At 69.1% G+C, this 21,603-nt stretch carries 21 protein-coding genes; 10 read left to right on the forward strand and 11 right to left on the reverse strand.

Features of this window, described 5'->3' with window-relative positions; genetic code table 11:
• Positions 1-75: 75 nt before the first annotated feature.
• From ACFQ9K_RS23700 to ACFQ9K_RS23730, 7 genes are all read right to left on the reverse strand, one after another.
• Positions 76-639, reverse strand: coding sequence for a DJ-1/PfpI/YhbO family deglycase/protease (locus ACFQ9K_RS23700; protein ID WP_378726837.1), 564 nt, complete (start codon positions 637-639; stop codon positions 76-78).
• A 67-nt stretch (positions 640-706) separates the two neighbouring features.
• Positions 707-1,591: a DUF5995 family protein gene (locus ACFQ9K_RS23705; RefSeq protein ID WP_378983595.1), complete on the reverse strand. Its 885-nt coding sequence runs from the start codon at positions 1,589-1,591 to the stop codon at positions 707-709.
• 170 nt (positions 1,592-1,761) lie between these two features.
• Positions 1,762-2,502 (reverse strand): M50 family metallopeptidase, encoded by a 741-nt coding sequence (locus ACFQ9K_RS23710; RefSeq protein ID WP_378983598.1) that lies wholly within the window; start codon positions 2,500-2,502, stop codon positions 1,762-1,764.
• Positions 2,503-2,559: 57 nt separating this feature from the next.
• Positions 2,560-4,113 carry an AMP-binding protein gene (locus ACFQ9K_RS23715; protein ID WP_378722721.1) on the reverse strand — a complete coding sequence of 518 codons (1,554 nt, stop codon included), beginning with the start codon at positions 4,111-4,113 and terminating at the stop codon, positions 2,560-2,562.
• Between the two features lie 46 nt (positions 4,114-4,159).
• Positions 4,160-5,878, reverse strand: coding sequence for a protein kinase (locus tag ACFQ9K_RS23720; RefSeq protein ID WP_378722722.1), 1,719 nt, complete (start codon positions 5,876-5,878; stop codon positions 4,160-4,162).
• A gap of 81 nt (positions 5,879-5,959) precedes the next feature.
• Positions 5,960-6,853 (reverse strand): bile acid:sodium symporter family protein, encoded by an 894-nt coding sequence (locus ACFQ9K_RS23725; RefSeq protein ID WP_378722723.1) that lies wholly within the window; start codon positions 6,851-6,853, stop codon positions 5,960-5,962.
• 110 nt (positions 6,854-6,963) lie between these two features.
• Positions 6,964-8,013: a Gfo/Idh/MocA family oxidoreductase gene (locus ACFQ9K_RS23730; RefSeq protein WP_378722724.1), complete on the reverse strand. Its 1,050-nt coding sequence runs from the start codon at positions 8,011-8,013 to the stop codon at positions 6,964-6,966.
• A 619-nt stretch (positions 8,014-8,632) separates the two neighbouring features.
• On the opposite strand from ACFQ9K_RS23730, the gene ACFQ9K_RS23735 reads away from it, so the two are divergent.
• Genes ACFQ9K_RS23735 through ACFQ9K_RS23745 form a run of 3 tightly spaced genes read left to right on the forward strand, consistent with a single transcriptional unit; the run spans position 8,633 to position 11,428 of the window.
• A complete protein-coding gene (locus ACFQ9K_RS23735; RefSeq protein ID WP_378722725.1) occupies positions 8,633-10,147 on the forward strand; it encodes a mannitol dehydrogenase family protein in 1,515 nt (504 codons plus the stop codon).
• Positions 10,144-10,836 carry an HAD family hydrolase gene (locus tag ACFQ9K_RS23740; protein ID WP_378722726.1) on the forward strand — a complete coding sequence of 231 codons (693 nt, stop codon included), beginning with the start codon at positions 10,144-10,146 and terminating at the stop codon, positions 10,834-10,836. Before ACFQ9K_RS23735 ends, ACFQ9K_RS23740 begins: the two co-directional genes overlap by 4 nt.
• Positions 10,837-10,885: 49 nt before the next feature.
• A complete protein-coding gene (locus ACFQ9K_RS23745) occupies positions 10,886-11,428 on the forward strand; it encodes an LppP/LprE family lipoprotein (protein ID WP_378722727.1) in 543 nt (180 codons plus the stop codon).
• Between the two features lie 75 nt (positions 11,429-11,503).
• Here ACFQ9K_RS23745 and ACFQ9K_RS23750 read toward each other — a convergent pair whose 3' ends face one another.
• A complete protein-coding gene (locus tag ACFQ9K_RS23750) occupies positions 11,504-11,851 on the reverse strand; it encodes a winged helix-turn-helix transcriptional regulator (protein ID WP_378722728.1) in 348 nt (115 codons plus the stop codon).
• A gap of 69 nt (positions 11,852-11,920) precedes the next feature.
• On the opposite strand from ACFQ9K_RS23750, the gene ACFQ9K_RS23755 reads away from it, so the two are divergent.
• Entirely contained in the window at positions 11,921-12,514 is a 594-nt protein-coding gene (locus ACFQ9K_RS23755; RefSeq protein WP_378722729.1) for a carboxymuconolactone decarboxylase family protein, read from the forward strand.
• Here the strand turns inward: ACFQ9K_RS23755 and ACFQ9K_RS23760 are convergent.
• Both ACFQ9K_RS23760 and ACFQ9K_RS23765 read right to left on the reverse strand, forming a co-directional pair.
• A complete protein-coding gene (locus ACFQ9K_RS23760) occupies positions 12,486-13,172 on the reverse strand; it encodes a response regulator (protein ID WP_378722731.1) in 687 nt (228 codons plus the stop codon). The two genes, ACFQ9K_RS23755 and ACFQ9K_RS23760, sit on opposite strands and share 29 nt — an antisense overlap.
• A complete protein-coding gene (locus tag ACFQ9K_RS23765; protein ID WP_378722732.1) occupies positions 13,154-14,842 on the reverse strand; it encodes an ATP-binding protein in 1,689 nt (562 codons plus the stop codon). Before ACFQ9K_RS23765 ends, ACFQ9K_RS23760 begins: the two co-directional genes overlap by 19 nt.
• 146 nt (positions 14,843-14,988) lie before the next feature.
• Between ACFQ9K_RS23765 and ACFQ9K_RS23770 the strand changes: the two genes are divergently transcribed.
• From ACFQ9K_RS23770 to ACFQ9K_RS23795, 6 genes are all read left to right on the forward strand, one after another.
• Positions 14,989-15,795 carry an ABC transporter ATP-binding protein gene (locus tag ACFQ9K_RS23770; RefSeq protein WP_378722734.1) on the forward strand — a complete coding sequence of 269 codons (807 nt, stop codon included), beginning with the start codon at positions 14,989-14,991 and terminating at the stop codon, positions 15,793-15,795.
• Entirely contained in the window at positions 15,785-16,672 is an 888-nt protein-coding gene (locus tag ACFQ9K_RS23775; protein WP_378722735.1) for an ABC transporter permease, read from the forward strand. The genes ACFQ9K_RS23770 and ACFQ9K_RS23775 overlap by 11 nt, the downstream gene beginning before the upstream one ends.
• A 2-nt stretch (positions 16,673-16,674) precedes the next feature.
• Positions 16,675-17,727 carry an ABC transporter substrate-binding protein gene (locus ACFQ9K_RS23780; protein ID WP_378722736.1) on the forward strand — a complete coding sequence of 351 codons (1,053 nt, stop codon included), beginning with the start codon at positions 16,675-16,677 and terminating at the stop codon, positions 17,725-17,727.
• A 131-nt stretch (positions 17,728-17,858) separates the two neighbouring features.
• Positions 17,859-18,803: a GlxA family transcriptional regulator gene (locus tag ACFQ9K_RS23785; RefSeq protein WP_378722737.1), complete on the forward strand. Its 945-nt coding sequence runs from the start codon at positions 17,859-17,861 to the stop codon at positions 18,801-18,803.
• A gap of 43 nt (positions 18,804-18,846) precedes the next feature.
• Entirely contained in the window at positions 18,847-19,506 is a 660-nt protein-coding gene (locus ACFQ9K_RS23790; protein ID WP_378722738.1) for an HD domain-containing protein, read from the forward strand.
• A gap of 18 nt (positions 19,507-19,524) precedes the next feature.
• Positions 19,525-20,412, forward strand: coding sequence for an alpha/beta fold hydrolase (locus tag ACFQ9K_RS23795; protein ID WP_378722740.1), 888 nt, complete (start codon positions 19,525-19,527; stop codon positions 20,410-20,412).
• 427 nt (positions 20,413-20,839) lie between these two features.
• On the opposite strand, the gene ACFQ9K_RS23800 is transcribed toward ACFQ9K_RS23795, so the two are convergent.
• Positions 20,840-21,601: a siderophore-interacting protein gene (locus ACFQ9K_RS23800; protein WP_378722741.1), complete on the reverse strand. Its 762-nt coding sequence runs from the start codon at positions 21,599-21,601 to the stop codon at positions 20,840-20,842.
• Positions 21,602-21,603: the final 2 nt, after the last annotated feature.

Consider the following 21,603-nt stretch of genomic DNA (forward strand, 5'->3'; position numbering starts at 1 on the left):
CACCTTCCGACGTCCCGCACGTGGACTCGCCGCGTCGGCGCGCGCGGATGTCAGAAGGCGGGCGGCTCGGCCGAGCTATGACGTCTCGACCAGCTCCTCGGTGATCGCCCGGCAGAAATCGTCCAGATCGTCCGGATTGCGCGAGGTGATGAGCGCCCAGTCGTGCTCCGCGGAACGCACCACCGGCTGATCGACCCACCGGCCGCCCGCGTTGAGCACATCGGTGCGCAGCGAGAAATACGACGTCAGCGTCTTGTCCGGGGTGAGTTCGGCCTCCACGAGCAGCCACGGCCCGTGGCAGACCGCGGCGATCGGCTTCCCCGCCCCGGCGAACGCCTTGGCCAGCTCGACCGCGCGGTCCTCGGTGCGCAGCTTGTCCGCGTTGACCGTGCCGCCGGGCACGACCAGCACGTCGAAGTCGTCCACATCCAGATCGTCGAACGACGCGTCCGGCTGCACGGTCACGTCCTTCTCGGTGTCGTGCTCGAAGGTCTGCACCTGCTCGTTCTTGGGCGCGGCGTGCACGACCGTCGCCCCGCGCTCCGCCAGCTGTTTCTGCGGAACCAGCAGCTCATCGCGCTCCACGCCGGTGTTCGACGTGATGATCAGTACGCGCTTCCCGTTCAGCTCTTCCGACATACCGGAAACTCCTCTCGCTCGTTCGTCTCAGGAGTAGGCGTGCCGCGAATCCGGAAAGCTAAACCGGCTAGAGCCCACCGAGTCGGGTGAGCACCTCGAATGCCACGTCGGCGCTGCGCCACAACGCGTCGATCTCGACCCGGGCGGCCGGCGCGAGGGCCGGATCGGTCAGCGCGAGTCCGTTGCCGAAAATCACCACGTTGGCGCCCAGATCGGCCAGGCGCAGCAGTTGCGGCGTGGCCACACCCTCGCCGAAGAGCAGATCGAGGCCCTCGCCGACGAAGTAGAACCGCCACAGCGGCCCGAGATCGCCGTGATAGATCTCCTTGGTGGCGGAGACGATCAACGAACCCTGCTGCGCGATCGAGTCGACGATCTTGAAGTAGTCCGGCGCGTTCGCGGTCGTGCCGCCGACCGCGGCGACCGCATAGGCGAGATCGACGGACAGATGCGCGTTGTATCCGGCCATCGCGACTCGTGCGGGCGACAGCTCGCAGCGGCGGGCGAGGTCGAAGTAGTTGGTCCAGTGCGGATCGGTCGGCTCACCGGTGAATTCGGCGTGCACGTTGCGCAGGAAGCGCGACAGCAGTTCGAGGCTGATCCGATGCGCCCACTCCGGATCGATGAACGACGCCGGGTCGCGCTGCAACGGCATCACCGCGGCCTGCTCGACGGCGTCGAGGCCGAGCCCGAAGACGCCGCGCAGATCGCGGTGCTCGACCAGGATCCGGGTGAGCCGCCGGTGGTTGTCGACCGCTCGCTCCAGCTGTTCCATCGACGAGCCGGTGAGCGTGGTCGTGTCCGAAAGCTCGGCGATCGAGGAGATCTCGGCCTGCGACAGCGCGCTGCCGCAGGCCGAGCCGGCGACGGCGGCGGCCTGCCCGCCGCCGAACAGGCCGGCGCAGGCGAGGACCAGGGTCGAGACGACGGCGAGGCGGATGGACGTGATCATGTGCGGCTCCGGGATGTTCACGCACCGCGTTGTGCGTCGGCGACGGGCGATCGTGCGCAGACGGTCGGCGCCGGCGAGGGCGAGAGGAAACGCTCCGGCGAAACCGGAGGTGGCCCAACATTAGCCGACCGAATCGTCTGCGGGCAGCCACCCGAGCCGATTCCGGCGGGCTAGTGCCCGGGCGCGCACGCTCCGCCGGGCAGACAGACCCCGGAGATATCGGAGATCAGGAAGCCGGCGCCGATCACCAGCGACCCCACGGCGATCACCCCGAACAACCCGACCCACAGGATTCCCGGCAGGTGCGTGAGCCGCGCGAGCTGGTCCGCGTCGGAGGCGACGTCCTCCTGATAGCGGCTGCGCAGCTGCCGCGACCGCCCGCGCTGCAACTCGATCACCGGCCGCGCCCCGGCCAGCAGCAGGAACCACGCGCCGAGATAGGCGAAACCCGCCTGCAGTGTGTCGGTGCCGAACCAGGACACCGCGAACACTGTCGCGCCGACCGCGAACACGGTCAGCATGCCGTACACATTGCGGGTCATGATCAGCACCCCGGCCAGCAGCGCGATGGCCACCCACAGCATCAGGGTGATCCGGCTCGCGCCGAGCAACGCGGCGAAGCCGAGCCCGAGCAGCGGCGGCCCCGGATAACCCGCCATCGTCGTCAGAATCATGCCCAGCCCGTAGGGTTTTCCGCTCGACACGGTGAGACCCGAAGTGTCCGAATGCAATCGGATGCTGTTGAGCTTGCGCCCGGTGAGCAGCGCGACCAGCGCGTGCCCGCCCTCGTGCGCGATGGTGACGATATTGCGGGTGAACCGCCAGATGGGCGTGTATCCGACCAGCACGAGCGCCACGACGCCCGCGCCGGCCACCAACCACCACGGCGGCTGGGTTTGCGTTGTCGTCAAGCGGTCGACGATGGAGCTGCCTCGCTCGACCCATTCGGCTCTGTCCACCGCCGCACCTTATCCGGCGTCGGACATCTCCGCTCGGAGCTGACGTTTGTAGATCTTTCCGGCATCGTCGCGGGGGAGTTCGGTGACGATCCGCACCACCCTCGGCACCTTGTACGCGGCGAGCTGCCCGGCCAGGCCGGCCCGGACGCCGTCCTCGGTCAGCTCGGCGCCCGGGCGCGGAACGACCTGCGCGGCAACGGCTTCGCCGAGATCACCGGAATGCGGGATGCCGAACACCGCGACGTCCTCCACGCCGTCCAGGGCCATGATCGCGTTCTCGATCTCGGCCGGATAGATGTTCACGCCGCCGGAGATGATCAGCTCGCTGGAGCGTCCGGTGAGATAGAGATAGCCCTCCTCGTCGAGGTAGCCGCGGTCGCCGACGGCGAGGAAATCCGGCAGCGGACTGGGCGCCTCGCCGGTGTCGTGCAGATAGCGGAACTTCGGCCAGTAGTCGGCGCCGCGCACGAACACCTGACCGGTCCGCCCGGCGGGCAGCGGCTCGCCCGCGTCGTCGAGGACAACCACGGCCGCGCCGTCCGCCGGGCGGCCGACGCTACCCGGATGGGCGAGCCACTCGGCGGCCGAGATCCAGGTGATGGTGCCCGCTTCGGCGCAGCCGTAGTACTCGGTCAGCGCGTCGCCGAACCAGTCGATCGCGGCCCGTTTCACCGCGGGCGGACACGGGGCCGAGGAATGGATGAGGTGGGTGAGGCTGGAGACGTCGTAGCGGGCGCGCACGTCCGCGGGCAGCGAGAGCAGCCGCGACAGCATGGTCGGCACCACCTTGGCCTGGGTGACGCGGCGCTCGTCGACCAGGCGCAGGAACTCCTCGGCGTCCCAGCGCGGCATGATGGTGATGTTGGTGCCGACCCGGAGTGCCAGGGTGGCAATGCCGTTCGGGCTCGCGTGATAGAGCGGGCCGGGAATCACCGCCTGCCCGCGCGGGGTGAGGCCGAGTCGTTTGGCCGCACTGCCGGCCACGGACAGCCACTGGTGCGGCGTCATGCGTTCGCGCAGTACGCCTTTGGGCTTGCCGGTGGTGCCGGAGGTGTAGATCAGGCCGGTCGAGTCGTCGCGCGAGCCCTCGATGCGGCCGAGCGGTTCGGTGTGCGTCTCGATCCACTGTTCCAGGGTGGCGTGTCGGCCGGTCGGCTCGGCCAGCGCGGCGTCGGCGCCGAGCGCGGCGAGCAGCTCGCTCGGCATGGCGATCTCGAGAATCGGCGTATCGGCTTGCGGCACCGCCTTTTCGACGATGTCGATGAACTCGGTATGCGCGATCACCAGGCGCGCACCGCTGTCGCCCAGCACGTGCGCCACCTCCGGCACCTGCCAGCGGGTATTGATCGGCACCGAATTCGCCCCGCACGCCGCGACCGCCAGGGACACCTCGATGAACTCGATGTCGTTGCGGATCATCATCGCGACCCGATCGCCCGGCCGCACCCCCGCCGCCGCGAGCCCGGCGGCTAGCCGACCCGCCCGCTGATGCGCCTCGGACTGCGCTCGCACGCGCCCCGCGCAGGTGATGGTTGGTGTCGAATTGCCGGAAACATCGCCCATGTTCCGCAGTCTGCCACTTCCTCAGCTAACGGGTAGCGCAAGCCGGTCACGAGGTTTTGCTGAGTATTCCGGACATGTCCCCGATCACGCTTGCGGTGCGGTACGACAGTGTGCCGTCGGGCAGTAGCTGGAGGTGTGTTGTCTTGCCGTCGTCGTTGCAGCCGCCGCTGTCCTCGGTGAGGCGCGCGGTGAGCGTCAGTTCCTCGTCGGCGACGGCCGTCAGCGTTTCGGCTCGGCCGCAGGTCATGCCCACCACCTTGCCGGTATTGGTCGAGGTGCCGAGTTCCTCGCCGACGGTGCCCGCGTTCAGCGTCAGCACGATATCGAAGCCGGCGATCTTGTCCTTGGCGACGCCCTTCCACTCGCCGACGAACGCCTCCGGCAATTCCGCGGCGGGACTGCCCGGCGTCGAGGTGGACTGGTCGGTGGTGCCGTCGGAGTCGGTGAACTGCTTGGTTATCACGAAGGCGGCAATCGCTACCACCAGGCAGACCACCAGTCCGCCGACGATCAAGGCGATGCGGCGGTGTTTGGCTCGCGCGATGTGTGTCCCCGACTGCCGCGCATCGGAAGGGCGGTCTCGCGGCGCGGCGTAGTGCTGCGCGGCAGGTGGCCATGCCGATTGCCGCGGGTGTGGCGGGGCGTTCGAACCATCTTGCGGCCCATAGGAGAACTGCTGATCCGCGGGATCGGGCACACCCCGCCACCACGATCGCGGCGTGACGTCCGGTTGCCCCGCCGCGGGCAGGCTGGTGGCGGTACGCGCGCGCGGATCCGTGACCGGCCGCGGAGTCGGATCGGTGAACGGCCGCACCACCGTCTCCGCCGTCCGGGTGGGTTTCGCCGGCTCGCCGAGCGCGTCGGGCACGTCGAACGGCCCGGAGTCCAGGTCCAGCAACCGCACCGCACGCCGGCTGACCTCTTCCAGCGCGGGGCCGGGGAGCCAGCCGCCGCGGCCGGGGAGACCGAGGGCGGTCAGGTCGGCGATGAGGCGTTCCGGGGTCGGCCGGGCGGCCGGGTCCTTGGCGAGGCAGGCGGCGACGAGGGGACGCAGCCGATCCGGGACCGCGTCGAGGCGCGGCTCCTCGTAGACCACCCGCCACAGCATCTGCACCATCTCGCCGACGCCGAACGGACCCTGCCCGGTGGCCGCGAACACCAGCACCCCGCCGAGCGCGAATACGTCGCTCGCCGGGCCGACCTGGCCGCCGGTCACCTGCTCGGGGCACATGAATCCCGGTGAGCCGACGACCTTTCCGGTGGTGGTGAACTGGCTGTCGTCGATCGCGCGGGCGATGCCGAAGTCGATCACCTTGGGGCCGTCGAGGGCCAGCAGCACGTTGGACGGCTTCAGATCGCGGTGCACCAGGTCGGCGGCGTGCACGGCGACCAGCGCCTCGGCCAGCCCGTGCGCGAGCACCAGCAGCGAGTTCTCGGCGAACGGTCCGTACTCGTCGACCGCCTCGGTCAGCGAGAAACCGGCCACGTAACCGGTGGCCAGCCACGGCGGATCGGCGTCCACGTCGGCGTCCAGCAGCGGCGCGGTGAACTGCCCGCCGACCCGGCGTGCCGCGCTGACCTCGCGGCGGAACCGCTCGCGGAATTCGTTGTCGCCGACCAGATCCGGCCGGATCACCTTGACCGCCACGGTCCGGCCACCGGCATTGCGACCGAGGTAGACCCGGCCCATGCCGCCCGCACCGAGCACGCCGAGTAGCCGGTAGTCGCCGATCCGCGTCGGATCGTCTGCGCCGAGCGGTCGCATCGCGATGCTGGTTCCCTTCGAATATCGAACATCGAAAGGTTACCTACCCGGCGACGCGCTGTCCGGATCAGTTACCGGTTGTCAACCGGCCACCGCGCTCGGCACCGGCGCCGGACGATCATGTCGCACGTACCTCGCCAGCAGATAGGCCGCGATCGCCGCGGGAATGTTCATCAGCACCCCGTAGACCGCGCCCGGCACCGCCATCGCGTCGTTGTGCAGCACGGACCCGGCGATCGCGATGGCGATCGCGCCGTTGTGGATGCCGATCTCCATGGCCGAGGCGATCGCCTGATCGGCGTCGACCTTGCCCAGCCGCGGCACGAAATAGCCCACGGCCAGGCTGATCACGGCGAACAGCAGGCTGAGCGAGGCCAGCTTGCCGATGTTCTCGGTGAGCGTGCCGAAGTTCTTCGCCACGGCCGCGAGCACCACCAGCGCGAGCACCACGATGGAGAGGATCTTGACGTTCCCACGCATCCGCTCGGCCCACCCGGTGAACCGGCGGTGCACCCACATGCCGATCGCCACCGGGACCAGCACGATCGCGAACACCTGCGCGAACTTGTCCGGGCGCAGCCCGAACGAGCCGTCGCCGTCCATGAACCGGCTGTAGGCGAACGCGACGATCAGCGGCATGGTGAACACGGCGAGCACCGAATTGATCGCGGTGAGCGTGATGTTCAGCGCGACATTGCCGCCCGCGATGTGGCTGAACAGGTTGGCCGACGGGCCGCCCGGCGACGCGGCGAGCAGCAGCATGCCCACGGCCAGCGCGCCTTCGAGCTGGAACAGGTAGATCAGGCCGAGACATACCGCGGGCAGCAAGACCATCTGGCAGAGCAGGGCCACCACCGCGGCTTTGGGATACCGCAGCACCCTGGCGAAATCGTCCACGGCCAGGGTCAATCCGAGCCCGAACATCACCAGGGCCAGGGCCAGCGGTAAGAAGACCGCGAAAATCGTTGAACCCATGCGGGTCTCCTCTCAGCCGAACGGCCGGCCCGCGCGCGGCCGACACCGAGCGTCGACGTTATCGATCTCCGGCGCGGGTCGCCAGCCCAATAATCGAGGGGTGCCTGCGGTTACCCGGCGACCACCTCGCCCGCGGCGGCCGATCTGCGGGCGGCCTCCAGGATCCGCAGCGTGGCAACGGCGTCGCGCGGGTCTACCGGAACCTCGCCGCCGTCGAGCAGGGCGGCGGCCAGTTGGGCGTAGAAGGCGGGGTAGTCGCCCGCGATGGTGGGGACCGGTTCGACGGCGGGTTCGGCGCCGAGCACCCCCCAGTTCTCGGATTCGACTGTGCCCCAAGGCTTGCCGTCGCCGGGGCGGCGACCTTCGCGGAGCGCGCTCTCCTGCGGATCGAGTCCGCGGACGACGTAGCCGGACTGGGAACCGAGCACACGGAAGCGCGGACCGAGTTGCGGCGCGACGGCACTCATCCACAGGTGCGAGCGCACACCCGAGGCGTGGGTGAGCGCGACGAAGGCGTCGTCGTCGGTTCGGATGCCGGGGCGACGCCGATCCAGTTCGCAATACACGGATTTCACCGGTCCGAACAGCGTCAGCGCCTGATCGATGAGATGGCTGCCCAGGTCGAAGAGCAGGCCCGCGCCGTCGGCGGCGTCGCCCACCTCACGCCAGCCGCCCTTCGGCACCGGACGCCAGCGTTCGAACCGGGATTCGAACCGGTGCACCTCGCCGAGCCGGCCGGCCTCGACGAGGGCGCGCGCGGTCAGGAAGTCGCCGTCCCACCGTCGATTCTGGAAGACGGTCAGCGCGAGGCCGGCCTGCTCGGCTCGTTTGACCAGGTCTTCACCGTCGGCGACGGTCACGGCGAACGGTTTGTCGACGACTACCGGCAGGCCGGCGTCCAATGCCTGCGCGGCCAGCGGGGCGTGCGTGCGGTTGGGCGTCGCGATCACCACTAGGTCGAGGCCGGACGGATCCGCGAAGAGTTCGTCGGTGGTCCCGACGACCCGCACCCCGGGGTGTTCGCGTTCGGCCTGGGCGGCGCGTTCGGGGTGGGCGGTGACCACCACCGCGACCCGCATCCGTGGTTCGGCGGCGATCAGCGGAGCGTGGAAAACCGATCCGGCCAATCCGTATCCGACAACTGCGACGTCCAGGCTCATGGTTCGACGCTAGCGGATCGTCCCAGGAATTCAGGTCATGGGCGAGTGGCTACGGCGGCAGCTCGATCTGACCATCGCCCGTCCGCAACTGCGAGGCAACCTTAGTCTTGCTTACGATCCGTGCCGGACGTTAGCTGCGCCTCGCTAGCCTCGTCGGTTTGCTTCCATCTGGAACTGTGCACCTGCCAGCCCTTCTCGGTGTGCCGCGACCTCCCGCGCTGGTTTTACATCGTATTCTCCTGCGCTAATCCGGCAATTATTCAGCAAATCTTAGAGTAAACTTAAAGCATTCCCTTTCGGGCAAATCGGAAATGACGGCGCGTGACTGATGTCACGGGAGCGCATTTTCACCGCGACCGTTTCCGCTCGTCGTCGCCGATTCGTAGGGCCTGAGGTGGTGCTTTACGGAATATTTGCAATAGGGGCGGTGACCTGCGGCGAACTGCCTTCAGTTGGTCAATTCGAGGTTTGCTGTCGAAATACCGACGGCCCTGACCTACCGTGTGAAACGGCGCTTAGTCAATGCTGATACGGCGTTCTATATCGCCCCTTCTCGCAGACCCAACGGAGGCCGCACATGCGTGTGCCGCTGATTACGGCGAAGAAAACTCGAACCGAAATGACGTCCCGGATACCGGGCAAGGTGGTGCCGCGCCTGTCCACCGACATGCTCACCCGCCTGCCCGCCACGGTCGCCAGGCCGGGGTTTGCCCCGCGGAGTCTGAGCACCGGAATCCTGCACCTCGGCTGCGGCTCGTTCCATCGGGCGCACCAGGCCCTGGCCACCCAGCACGCGATGAACGAGACCGGCGATCCGCGCTGGGGCATCGCCGCCGTCGCGATCAACCGCCCGACCGTGGTCGACGCGCTGCGCGCGCAGGACCACCTGTACACGACGCTGCTGCACGAGGACGGGCAGGCGCGGGTGGAGGTGGTCGGCTCGATCACCGACGCCATCCACGCCCCGTCGGACCTGATCGGGGTGCCGCAGCGGATCGCCGATCCACGGGTCAAGATCGTCACGCTGACCGTCACGGCCAGCGGCTACTGCGTGTCGCCGGTCACCGGCCGGCTGGAGGTGGACTGCCCCGGCGTCCGCCACGACCTGCGCTCGCCGACCCGGCCGATCACCCCGATCGGCATGCTCGCGCAGGGGCTCGAGCTGGTCCGCCGCCGCGGCGGCACCCCGCCGGTGGTGATCAGCTGCGACAACCTGTGCGCCAACGGCAGCACCCTGCGCCGCGCGGTCATCGATTTCGCGCTGCTGCGCGACGATCACCTCGCCGAGTGGATCGCCAGGCACGTGCAGTTCCCGAACAGCGTGGTGGACCGCATCGTGCAGCCGACCGCGCCGACCGACGCCGCGGTGGCGCGCAACTGGCTCGGCGGCATCGAGGATCTCGCGCCGGTCTCCGCCGAGCCGTTCATGACCTGGACGATCGAGGACTTCGAGGGTGAGCGCCCGCAGTGGGAACTCGGCGGCGCCCAATTCGTCGCCAACGTCAGGGATTACGAGCTCGCGAAGCTGCGCCTGCTCAATGGCACGCACATGCTGCTCGCCTACCTCGGCGGCGTCGCTGGGCACCGCACCATCGCCGAGGCCACCGCCAGCCCGGCGCTCGCGGCACTGGCCCGGCAGTTCATGCTGGACGAACAGGGACCGACGCTGGCCCTCGGGGAACCCGAATTGCGCAGGACCGTTGACGATTTGATGCGTCGGTTCCGCAATCCGGCCATCGCCCAGGATATGACGCGGATCGGCCGCAACGGTTCGGACAAGATGATGCCCAGGGTCGTCGACGCGCTGCGCGACAACATCGCGGCGGGCCGGCCCACGCCCGGCGCGACCCTGCTGATCGCCGCCTGGATCCGCTGGTTCACCGCGAGCCACGCCCCCGGCGCGGTAATGGAGCTGATCGACCCGCGCGAGGACTCGCTCGCCGTGCTGGTGGACAGCGATCCGCACCGCTGCGCGCAGGCGTTCTTGCAGCGCACCGATATTTTCGGCACGCTACCGGAGCTGGATAGAGTGCAGCGACAGGTCGGTGACGCCCTGGCGGAGATCAGCCGCGACGGGGTCGAGGTCGCGGTCCGGCGCAGGCTGGCGCCGCAAGCGGAAGGGAGCAACGGGTGAACGCCGAAAATCCGGTTCGCGCAGTAGTTTTCGATATGGACGGGTTGCTCATCGACTCGGAGAGCCTGGCCATGGAGTCGCTGGTCACCGCCGGCGCCGAACTCGGCTACGAGATGCCGATCGAGTTCTGCCGCAGCATGATCGGCGTGCCCGCCGACCGCTGCCGGACGCTGGCCGCGGCCGCGTACGGGCGGGGTTTCCCGCTCGAGGAGTACTTCGCGCTGCACGACGAGCACCTGCGCGTGCTCGTCGACAGCGGCAGGCTGGAGACCAAGCCCGGCGCGGTGGAGCTGCTGGACGCGCTCGAAGCGCAGGGCGTGCCGAAGGGGATCGCCACGTCCTCCTCGCGCGAGCGCGCCGACCATCATCTGCAGCTGGCCGGCATCGCCGACCGGTTCGACGTGGTGGTGACGCGTCAGGACGTGACCAAGGGCAAACCCGACCCCGAGCCGTACCTGAAGGCGCTGGCGGCGCTCGGCGGCGAGACGGAAACCACGCTCGCGCTGGAGGATTCGACCAACGGCCTGCGCGCCGCGCACGCGGCCGGCCTGCGCTGCATCCTCGTTCCGGACCTGGTGCAGCCGACCGAGGAGTCCCGGCGGCTGGCCCACCGGCTGTATCCGGACCTGTTTCAGGTCATCGAATACCTCGCGGTGGCCAATGCGCCCTCGCCCGCTTCGACCGCCTAGGCTGATTCGCGCTAGATCGAATCTGTCGGCGACCTGAAGAGGACCTCGCGTGGTGCGGATAGCTCGACCTGTCTTCGTGATGTGCGCCGGACTGACGGTGGCGGCGGCCGGATGCGGCGCGGACACCGACACCGGGTCGTCGGAGACCCAGGTGCACAACGCGGCGCCGACGACGTCCGGGCTGCCCGCTCGGTGCGGGGTCGATCTGACGGCGTCGGTGATTCAGTCCGCGATCGCCGCGTTGCCGGTCGAGCCGGTCACGCACGCGGCGTGGTCGAGCGATCCGCGCGGTTTCGAGGGGAACTTCGATCCGTGCGCCACCCTGTCCACCGTGATCGTCACGGTGCAGGGCGCGACCGGGAGTTCGCCGAACCAGGCGCTGCTGTTCCACCGGGGCTCCTACCTCGGCACCGCGACGCCCGAGGCCCACGGTTTCACCTCACTGGACGTCGACCGCACCACCGACGACACCGTCGGCCTGGCCTATAAGACGCCCGGCAGCTGCAACGCCTGCCCCGACGGCACCGTCACCCGTGTCCAATTCCACTGGGAGGGACAGAAAGTGCGCATGGTCGGCACGCCGCCGAAGTAGCCGCACGCACGCTTTCCGACTTTCCGCACCAGGATTCGCATGCGATTCCCGGTGCGGGAAATCAGAAGGCGTGCGTCACTTCTCGGACCACCGCTGCACCCACACCTGTAGGGGGGCGAGCGCGGTGACTAGGTCGAGGCCATCCGCGCTCAGTTGGTAGCCGGCGGGGGCCGTGGCGATGATCCCGGCCTCGCGGAGTTCGCGCAGCCGATCGTTGAGCACGCTGGCCGATACGCCGCCGCACAGCTTCTGCAACTCGCGGAACGTCACCGCGCGTCCGTCGCGCAACTCCCACAGCACGCGCAGCGCCCACCGCCTGCCGAGCAGGTCGAGCAGCACCATGATCGGCCGCCCGGTCCGCGACCCCCGGACCGGTTCGCCGACCGTCGGTGTCTTGTCCGCTTCGGATTCCGAAGCTACCATCGTCACCATCCTTGCTCTTATTTCCGAAGCAAAGATACTCCGTCGTCGCCGCGAACACGAGGATCTGCCATGAGTGACACCGCACGCATCACCCCGCTCAGCCCGCCGTACGCTCCCGAAATCGAGGCACAACTGCGCAAATGGATGCCGCCGGGGGCGGCCATCGAACCCCTGGCGCTGTTCCGCACCCTCGCCCTGCACGACGACCTCTTCGGCCGCATGCGCCCCCTCGGCGCAGGCATCCTCGGCCACGGCCGCATCCCGCCGCGCGACCGCGAGATCGTCATCCTCCGCACCTGCGCCCGCGCGAAGGCCGAATACGAATGGGGCATCCACGCCGTGGTCCAGGCCCCCGAGGTGGGACTGACCGCCGATCAGATCGACGCAACCGCCGCCGGTGGGCCCGACGACCCGGCATGGTCGGCGGACGACGCCGTCCTGCTCCGCCTCGTCGACGAAATCCATGACACCGCAACGGTGTCCGACGGCCTCTGGTCGCGTTTGAGTGCGCGTTACCCGGACGATCAGATCCTCGAGCTGATCACCACCACCGGCTGGTACCGCCTGCTCAGCACCGTGATAAACACTGCCCGGATCGAACACGAAACCTGGGCCCGTCGTTTCCCGGCCCGGATCAGCGCTCCGACTTCACCGCGCGGGTAGCCGCCGAGTACTCCTGTTCCGGCCGGCCGGTGCTGCCGTAGCGCAGGCTCATGCGCAGGGTGCCGGTGCCGACGAGGGTGGCCAGGTAGCGCTGGGCGGTGGCGCGGGAGATGCCGATGGCGGTGGCCACCTCGCCGGCCGAGAGCGGGCTGCCCGCTTCGAGGATCGAGTGCAGGACAAGGTCTTTGGTGGGGGAGGCGGCGGTGGCCGGGGCGTGGGTGGTCGTGCTGGGGCGCAGGGCCTGGAGGGCGGCGTCGACGCGCGCGTTGTCCACCTGCGGGGCGGCGAGGATGCGACGGTAGCGGGCGTAGCCGGCCAGGCGGGCCGCGAGCTCGGTGTGCGGGAAGGGCTTGACCAGGAAGGCGAGCGCGCCGGCGGACAGCGCGGCACGGACCGCGCCGCTGTCCGTGGAAGCGGTCAGAACCATGGCGTCGCAGCGTAATTCGCGGACGAAGTCGATGCCGGAACCATCGGGCAGGTAGACATCGACCAGGGCCAGGTCGACGGAGTCGGCGGCCAGGATTTCGCGCGCGGTGGCCACCGTGTTGGCGGTGCCCGCCACGGTGAAACCCGCGATGGAGTCGACGATTCCGGCATGCAGGTTCGCCACGCGGAAATCATCGTCGACGACGAGAACGGTCAGATCTGATGGAGCCATGACGCCTTACTGTCTACGAGCACATCGGGTATGCGGGCATTGAATTCGGCACCGGTCAACGGGGGAGTACCCCCGCGCGGACTGGCCAGCCGGACATCGCCGCCGTGATTGCGGGCGATCTGCCGGATGAGGGCCAGGCCGACGCCGCGGCCGCCGGGCACATCGCCGCTGTCGCGGGTCGAGGTGCCCTCGGTGAACAGGACGTCGATCAGCTCCGGCGCTACGCCGTCGCCGCTGTCCGCGACCACGATGTGCAGCGTCGAATCCTCTTGCACCAGTTCGACTTCCACCTGTTTGACCGGATTTCCGGAGGCGCGCACGGCCTCGATCGCGTTGTCGAGCAGGTTGCCGAGCACGGTGGTCACGTCGACGGGGTCGGCGAGGCTGCCCTCGACCCAGGTGTTCGGGCCGAGCACCAGCTCGACGCCGCCCTCGCGCGCGTGCGCGGCCTTCGCGGCGAGGAAGGCCTGGAGGTAGGCGTCGTGGATCGCGTCGATGCCGGGCGCGGCCGCCCCGAGCGGCCCGGCGCCGATCATCTCATCGATCGACCGCGAGGCCTCCTCGGTGCGCCCACCGTGCAGCAACCCGCTGATCAGGTGCATTTTGTTGGAGAACTCGTGGCGCTGCGCGCGCAGCACCGTGCTCATCGATTGCACGGCATCGAGCTGGCGGGTCAGCGCCTCGACGTCGGTGCGGTCGCGCACCGTCAGCACCGCGCCCAGGTCGCGCCGATCCCGATGCACCGGCCGCGCCGCGACGACGACGATGTGCGAGCCGACCGTGGCCGACGCGGGCTGCTCGTCCAGGCCGCGGAACACCTCGAGCACCCGTGGGGTCAGCCCGATCTCGTCCACCGGCCGCCCGATCTCCGCGCCGATGCCGAGCAGCCTGCGCGCCTCTTCGTTGACAAACGTTGTGCGCCAAGCAGAATCGACCGCGAGCACACCGCGGCCGATGCCGTGCAGCACCGCAGCCTGACCACGCACCAGCTCGGCCAGCTCGGCGGGCTCCAGCCCGAGCGTCAGCCCGCGCCAACGCCGCGCCAGCAGCATGGATCCCGCGATCCCGACCAGCAGCGCGGCCCCGACCAGCAACCCCGCGGTGCGCAGATCGTCGAGCAGCTGATCCCGCACCGCGTCGGTGGCGATACCCACACTCACCGCGCCCACGATACGGTCCGAACCAGGTTCCAGCACCGGAACTTTCGCCCGCACCGAATCCCCGAGCGTGCCCCGCTCCTCGGCGATCACCTCGCGCCCGGCGAGCGCGCCGGACGGATCGGTGCTCACGTGCTCGGTGATCCGCGCCGCGTCCGGATGCGCCAGCCGGATCCCCGAGTCGTCGGTGATCACCACGAACAGCGCGTCGGTGCGCTGCGTGGTGTCGATCGCGATCCGCTCCAGCGGTCCGGCGGCGAGCTGCGCACGCAATTGCGGGTCGGTGCCGATCGCGCCGGGCGCGTACTTGGTGACTTCTTCGCGAACCACGGGTTCGGCGGCGACCGTGCGTGCGATCGCGAGGGCGCGCTGGCCGTATCCGTCGCGCAGGCGCCCATCGCTGAGGTAGCCGAAGACGGCGAAGGCGACGCCGAGGGTGAGGGTGACCACCACGATCTGCAACAGCAGAACTTGAGTCCTCAATCGCACGGCCGGCGCGCCCTCAGTGGCCATTGGCGCAGCATAGACCACCCGCCCGGGGTGAGCAGAATGCGCAGAACCGGCGAATCGGCACTTTGCACGGCTTGTGCGCACAAGCTCCGCGGTGTGATCGGGGCCACGTACGTTCGCTCTACCTCGATCTCGCAGGAGCTAGAACCATGAACCACCCACTCATCGAGCTGCGGAGCGCGACGAAGCGTTTCCCCGGCACCGGGGGCGGCATCCACACCGCCGTCAGGAACCTCGACCTGGAGGTCCGCCCCGGCGAATTCGTCGCCGTGGTCGGCCCGACCGGCTGCGGCAAGTCGACCACCCTGTCCCTGGTCTCCGGCCTCGAGCCGGCCTCGGCCGGTCGGACGCTGGTGCGCGGCAAGGACGTCGACGGTATCCCCGACGGCATCGGCTACATGTTCCAGCAGGACGCCGTGCTGCCGTGGAAGTCCGTGCTGGACAACGTCGCCCTCGGCCCGCGCCTGCGCGGCGCCTCGAAAGCCGAGGCCAGGGCGAAGGCGTCGGTCTGGGTGGACAAGGTCGGCCTGGCCGGGTTCGAGACCTACTACCCGCATCAGCTCTCCGGCGGCATGCGCAAGCGGGTCGCGCTGGCACAGACGCTGGTCAACGACCCGGAGATCCTGCTGATGGACGAGCCGTTCAGCGCGCTCGACGTGCAGACCCGCCAGCTCATGCAGGACGAACTGCTGCGCGTGTGGGCGGGCACCGGCGCGGCGGTCATCTTCGTCACCCACGACCTGGAGGAGGCGATCGTGCTCGCCGACCGGGTGGTCGTCATGACCGCTAGCCCGGCGACGGTGTGCGGCAACTTCGCCGTCCCGCTCGACCGGCCGCGGGATGTCGAGGAGATCCGGCTCACCACCGAATTCCGGGACATCTACAAGGAAATCTGGGAAACGCTGCGCGACGAGGTCGAGGCGGCTCGAGCCAAGGGAGCTTCCCGTGTCGCATAACGTCCTCGAAAAGGGTTCCGCCGCAACGCCGGTGCCGGAGAACGAGACCGAGGAGCAGATCCTCACCCGGGTCCGCACCAATGTCCGGCGCGCCCGCGTCCGCACCTGGGGCCTGCGCTTGGCACTGGTCGCGCTGTGGCTCGGCTCCTGGGAACTGACCGCGACGCTGTGGATCGACCCGTTCTTCTACTCCAAGCCGTCGCTGATCTGGGACCGCCTGATCGAATGGTTCACCGAGGGAACCCAATTCGGCTCGATCTGGTTGCAGATCTTCACCACCGTGCAGGAGGCCGTGCTCGGCTTCCTGATCGGCGCGGTGGCCGGTGTCGTGCTCGGCACGCTGCTCGGCCGCAGCCGGTACTGGGCCGATGTGCTCGCGCCGTTCATCAAGGCGCTCAACGCGGTGCCGCGCATCGTGCTCGCGGCGCTGTTCATCATCTGGTTCGGCCTCGGGCTCAGCTCGAAGGTCGCGACGGTGGTCGTGCTGGTGTTCTTCGCGGTGTTCTTCAACGCCTTCACCGGTGCCAGGGAGGTCGACGGCAACGTCATCAACAACGCCCGCATCCTCGGGGCGGGCCGGCGGCAGGTGCTCACCGCGATCGTGCTGCCCAGCGCGACCACCTGGATCCTGTCCAGCCTGCACACCGCCTTCGGTTTCGCCCTGATCGGCGCGGTCGTCGGTGAATACGCCGGAGCCAGCAAGGGTTTGGGCCTGCTGATCAGCAACGCCCAGGGCACCTTCGACTCGGCCGGCATCTACGCGGGCATGATCATCATCACGGTCATCGCGCTGCTCGCCGAGTGGGCGATCGGCTTCGCCGAGGGCAAGTTGCTGAAATGGCGTCCGTCGCAGGCGACTTCGGGGCACGGGATCTGAGCATGAGGTATCGCAAACATGTGACGATCGTCGTCGTTGCCGTAGCGGCGCTGCTGCTGGCCACCGGATGCCGGGATTCCCGGCACATTCCGATGGCGAACGGGCGCCCGCAGATCACCATCATGGTCGGCGGGCTGGAGAAGGTGATCTACCTGCCCGCGATGCTCACCAAGCAGCTCGGCTTCTTCGACAGCAACGACATCGACGTGAAATTGCTCGGCGAGCAATCCGGCGCCAATGCCGAAACCGCGCTGCTCACCGGCGATGTGCAGGGTGTGGTCGGGTTCTACGACCACACCATCGACCTGCAGGCCAAGGAGCAGTGCATCCGCTCGGTGGTGCAGTTCTCCGACGTGCCCGGCGAGGTGGAGCTGGTCTCCAAGCAGGACGCGGCGACCATCAAGTCGACCGCGGACCTGCGCGGCAAGAACCTGGGTGTCACGTCGCTCGGCTCCTCCACCGACTTCCTCACCCAGGCGCTCACCGGCCAGCAGGGCATGACCACCAAGGATTACACCCGGGTGAAAGTCGGTGCGGGACAGACGTTCATCGCCGGCATGAACCACAACGGCATCGACGCCGGCATGACCACCGACCCGACCGTCGCACAGATGATCAATTCCGGTGAGGCCGAAATCCTGGTCGACATGCGCACCGAGGCCGGCACCCGCGCCGCGCTCGGCGGCCTGTACCCGGCCACCTCGCTGTACATGAACTGCGCGACCATCGACGCCCACCCGGAGATCGTGCGCAAGCTCGCGGCGGCCTTCGTTCAGACGCTGAAGTGGATCAAAACCCATACCCCGGAGGAGATCGCGGCCAAGATGCCCACGCAGTACGCCAGCGCGGGCAAGGACCTCTACGTCCAATCCATCCGCGACTCCATCGGCATGTTCAACGGCGACGGGCTGATGAAACCCGAAGGCGCACAAAATGTCCTGAACATCCTCAGCAAGTACTCCCGCAACGTGGCACCGATGAAAGACCGCATCGACCTGTCCAAGACCTACACCACCCAATTCGTCGAGGAGGCCCTGCGCGCGCCCAAGCAGTAGCGCACCCCCGATGCGCCGTCCGGGAATCCTCGGGCGGCGCATCGCCGTGTCCGGGTGCTGATCCCACGCATGTCCGGATCTGTGGGTTGCGTGTCCTTGTGGACATATCCGCGGTGTTCGAGACTTGGGACATGGAGTCGAGCGGTGACGTGGTGGTCGCGGTATCCGAGGGTGTGTTGCTGCTCGACGTCGCCGGGCCGGTACAGGTGTTGCACTGGGCCGGGCACCGGATTCGGTTCGCGTCACCGGACGGCCGGGATGTGTGTACCGATGTGGGGGTGCCGCTGGGGGTTTCGGAGTCGCTCGGCGACCTGGCTGGGTCGATCGACACGTTGCTCGTGCCGGGATACGCACCGGAGGGCCCGGCTCCGGCCGACCTGATCCGGTCGGTGCGGGCGGCGGGCGCGGGAGCACGGCGCGTGGCTTCGGTGTGCACCGGAGCGCTGGTGCTGGCCGAGGCGGGCCTGCTGGACGAGCGGCGGGCGACGACGCACTGGCTGGCCTGCGCGCAACTGGCGCGCCGGTTTCCGCGGGTGCGGGTCGAGCCGGACGCCATCTGTGTGCGGGACGGGCCGGTGTTCACCTCGGCCGGGGTCACGGCCGGCATCGATCTGGCGCTCGCACTGGTGGAGGAGGATCACGGGGTCGAGCTGGCGCGCTCGCTCGCCAAATACCTCGTGGTGTATCTGCGGCGTCCCGGTGGTCAAGCGCAGTTCAGCATGCGCGCGGGCCTCGGTCGACCGCGCAGCGGCGGATTGCGCAAGGCCGTCGACTCGGTCGCCGCGGATCTGGCCGCCGATCACAGCCTGGCCGCGCTGGCCGCCCGTGCCTCGCTCAGCGAGCGCCACCTGAGCAGGTTGTTTCGTCAGGAAACGGGACTGACCCCGGCGCAATACGTGAAGCAGGCGCGGGTGGAGGCCGCGCGGATCCTGCTCGAAACCAGCGACGACCTGGTCGCCGCCATCGCCAGGCGCAGCGGTTTCGGATCCGAGGAGACCATGCGCCGCACCTTCGCAGAGGTGCTCGGCACGTCGCCGAGCGACTACCGCGAGCGATTCCGCGCCTCCGCGCTCTGATGTCAGTCGATCCACATCACCCGAGTCACCGAGGAGTTCGGTCATGTCTTCATCCCCTACGCTCACTCTGCCGTCAACGTCGTTGGCGGACAAGGCAAGTGCGTTGATCGACGGCGCATTGCCGCCCGCGGTGCGCAACCACAGCGTGCGCGGATTCCTGTTCGGCCGGGTCGCCGCCGACCGGCAGGGCCTGCGGCCCGGTGCCGATTACGACGAAGAGCTCATGTATCTCATCAGCGCCCTGCACGACCTCGGTCTCGCCGAAAAGGCCGGCGGTGCACAGCGATTCGAGATCGACGGCGCGGACGACGCGGCCCGGTTCCTCGAAGCCAACGGAGTCACCGACGCCAGGGTGGACATCATCTGGGATGCCATCGCCGCGCACACCACCGGCTTCACCGATTCGCCCGTCTACCGCCGTCGCCGCCCGGCCGAGATGTGGATCGCCGTCGAGGGCATCCGCATCGATGTCGCGGGCGGCCCCGCCGACCTACCGCCCGGGTACCCCGACCAGGTGCACGCCGCCTATCCCCGGCACGGCGGCAGCCGCGCGCTCACCGACGCCATCGAGGCGCAGGGCCTGGCGAATCCGCGGAAGGCGCCGCTGGCCAGCCTGGCCGGGGAGATCATCCGGCAGCGTCACCCCGAGGTGCCCCGGCCGCGCTGGGACGACATCCTCGCCACGAGCGGCTGGCGGGACTGATCGGCTACCGTCGAGCAGATGACGGGTCGGCCACGAAGCAGGGAGCGCCGCGGCGGTGACGTGATCGCCGCCCCGGTCGCGTTGCCGCCGCGGCGGACGGTCGAACTGGCCGACGGTTCGATGGTCGAGGTCCGATCCGCGCCCGGGGCGAATCCGGTTCTGCTGCTGCATGGTTGGGCGTTGACCGCGGATGTGAACTTCCTGCATCTGATGCGGCCGGTTGCCGACGAGCACGGTCTGGTCGCGATGGACATGCGGGGGCACGGGCGGGGACTGCGGTTGGGGGCGGGGGAACGGTTCGATATCGGGCAGTGCGCGGACGACGCGGCCGCGGTGCTGGACGCGCTCGGGATCGATCAGGTGGTGGTGTGCGGGTACTCGCTCGGTGGACCGGTGGGGCTGGAATTCGCTCGGCGGCACCGGGATCGGGTGCGCGGGTTGGTGTTCGAGGCGACCGCGATGGCGTTCGACAGTGCGGAGGACAAGGCCGGGCGGGTGTTCTTCCGGGCGTTGCGGCCGTTCGCGGAGCGCGGCGGTGGGGTCGGGCGGTCGGTGCCGTTGTCCTATTTCTGGAAGGCGCGGTTCAAGTCCGCGGCGGTCGAGCGGCTGTGGCCGTGGCTGCGGGCGGAGCTGGGACGGTGTCATCCGCGGGTGATCGTCGACGTGATCCTGGCCGAGTACGCGTTCGATTTCCGTCCGCATGCCCCCGAGATCGCCGGGTTGCCGACTGCGGTTGTGGTCACGACGCGCGACGGGGCGGTCCCGCCCAAAGACCAGCGTGCGCTGGCCGCGCTGCTGGATGCGCCGGTCATCGAGGTAGACGCCGCCCACGACGTTTTCCTCACCGACCCGGACAAGTACGTAGCGGCAACCCGTTCGGCAATCGAAACCGTCCTCGACAATTGAACCCATAGCAGCCAACGCCGCGGATCGCACCTACCGCACACGATTCATCTGCCGCGCGCATTTGGCGAGCGGTCGGGACGGGTCGTTGCTGCGTTCGGTCGCCGTTCCACCTGCCGCACGCGAATTGCCGGCCCGCACCCGTGATGGTCGGGGGTCGAGCCCGGTCGTTGCTGCGCTCCGTCGTCGTGCCTGCTGCGCGGTCGTCGTGCCTGCTGCGCGTGAATTGTCGGCCACTGGTCCGTACCGGTCATCGGTCGAGACCTGTCGTTGCTGCGTGCGGTCGCCGTTCCACCTGCCGCACGCGAATTACCGCCCCCGCACCCAGGTTGGTCGGTGATTCGTGTGTGCGGGTGGCGATTTCGTGCGCGGCAGGTGCTGCGGGCTGAGCGCTGCGCGGCGGCGCTCAGGCCCGCGGGTGGGGCATGGCTCAGCTGGTTGCCGGTGCGGTTTCCTGCTGCTTGAGCTCGGCTTTCCATTCGCGGAAGCCCTCTTCGGTGCGTCCGCGCCGCCAGTATCCGGAGATCGAGTTCGCCCATTCGGCGGACACGCCGCGCTCCCGGCGGACGTAGCGGCGCATGTCGTGCATGACGGCCTGCGCCTCGCCATGGATGAAGACCTGGACCTGGCCGTCCTTCCACGGTGCGTCGCGCACGCTTTCGGCGAGCAGCTCGCCCGGGGCCCGGGTGCCGCGGTGCAGCCAGGTCAGCTCGATCCCCTCGGGCTTGCGCAGCGGCAGCTCGTCGTCGGGCCCGGAGACCTCGACGAACGCGTAGCCGACGGCCGTCGGTGCCATGGCCTCCAGCGCGGCGGCGATGGCGGGCAGCGCCGCCTCGTCACCGGCCAGCAGGTGCCAGTCGGCGTCCGCGCGGGGCGAGTACGCGCCGCCGGGGCCGAACAGATCGATGGTCTCGCCGGGTTGGGCCGCGGCCGCCCACGGTCCCGCGATGCCCTCGGCGCCGTGGTACACGAAGTCGGCCGCGAGCTGTCCGGCGTCCTTGTCCACCGAGCGGACGGTGTAGGTGCGCAGCACCTCGATGCCGTCGCGCTCGAAGATGAACTTGACGTAGGAATCGGTGAACTCGCTGGCCTGGAACGCGGCGAAGCCGGGGCCGCCGAGGTGGACCCGGATCAGGTGCGGGCTCAGCCACTCGGTGTGCTGCACGGTCAGGGTGGTGCGGGGTCGGGCCATCG

Source organism: Nocardia sp. NPDC056564 (assembly GCF_042793755.1).
GTDB lineage: Bacteria > Actinomycetota > Actinomycetes > Mycobacteriales > Mycobacteriaceae > Nocardia.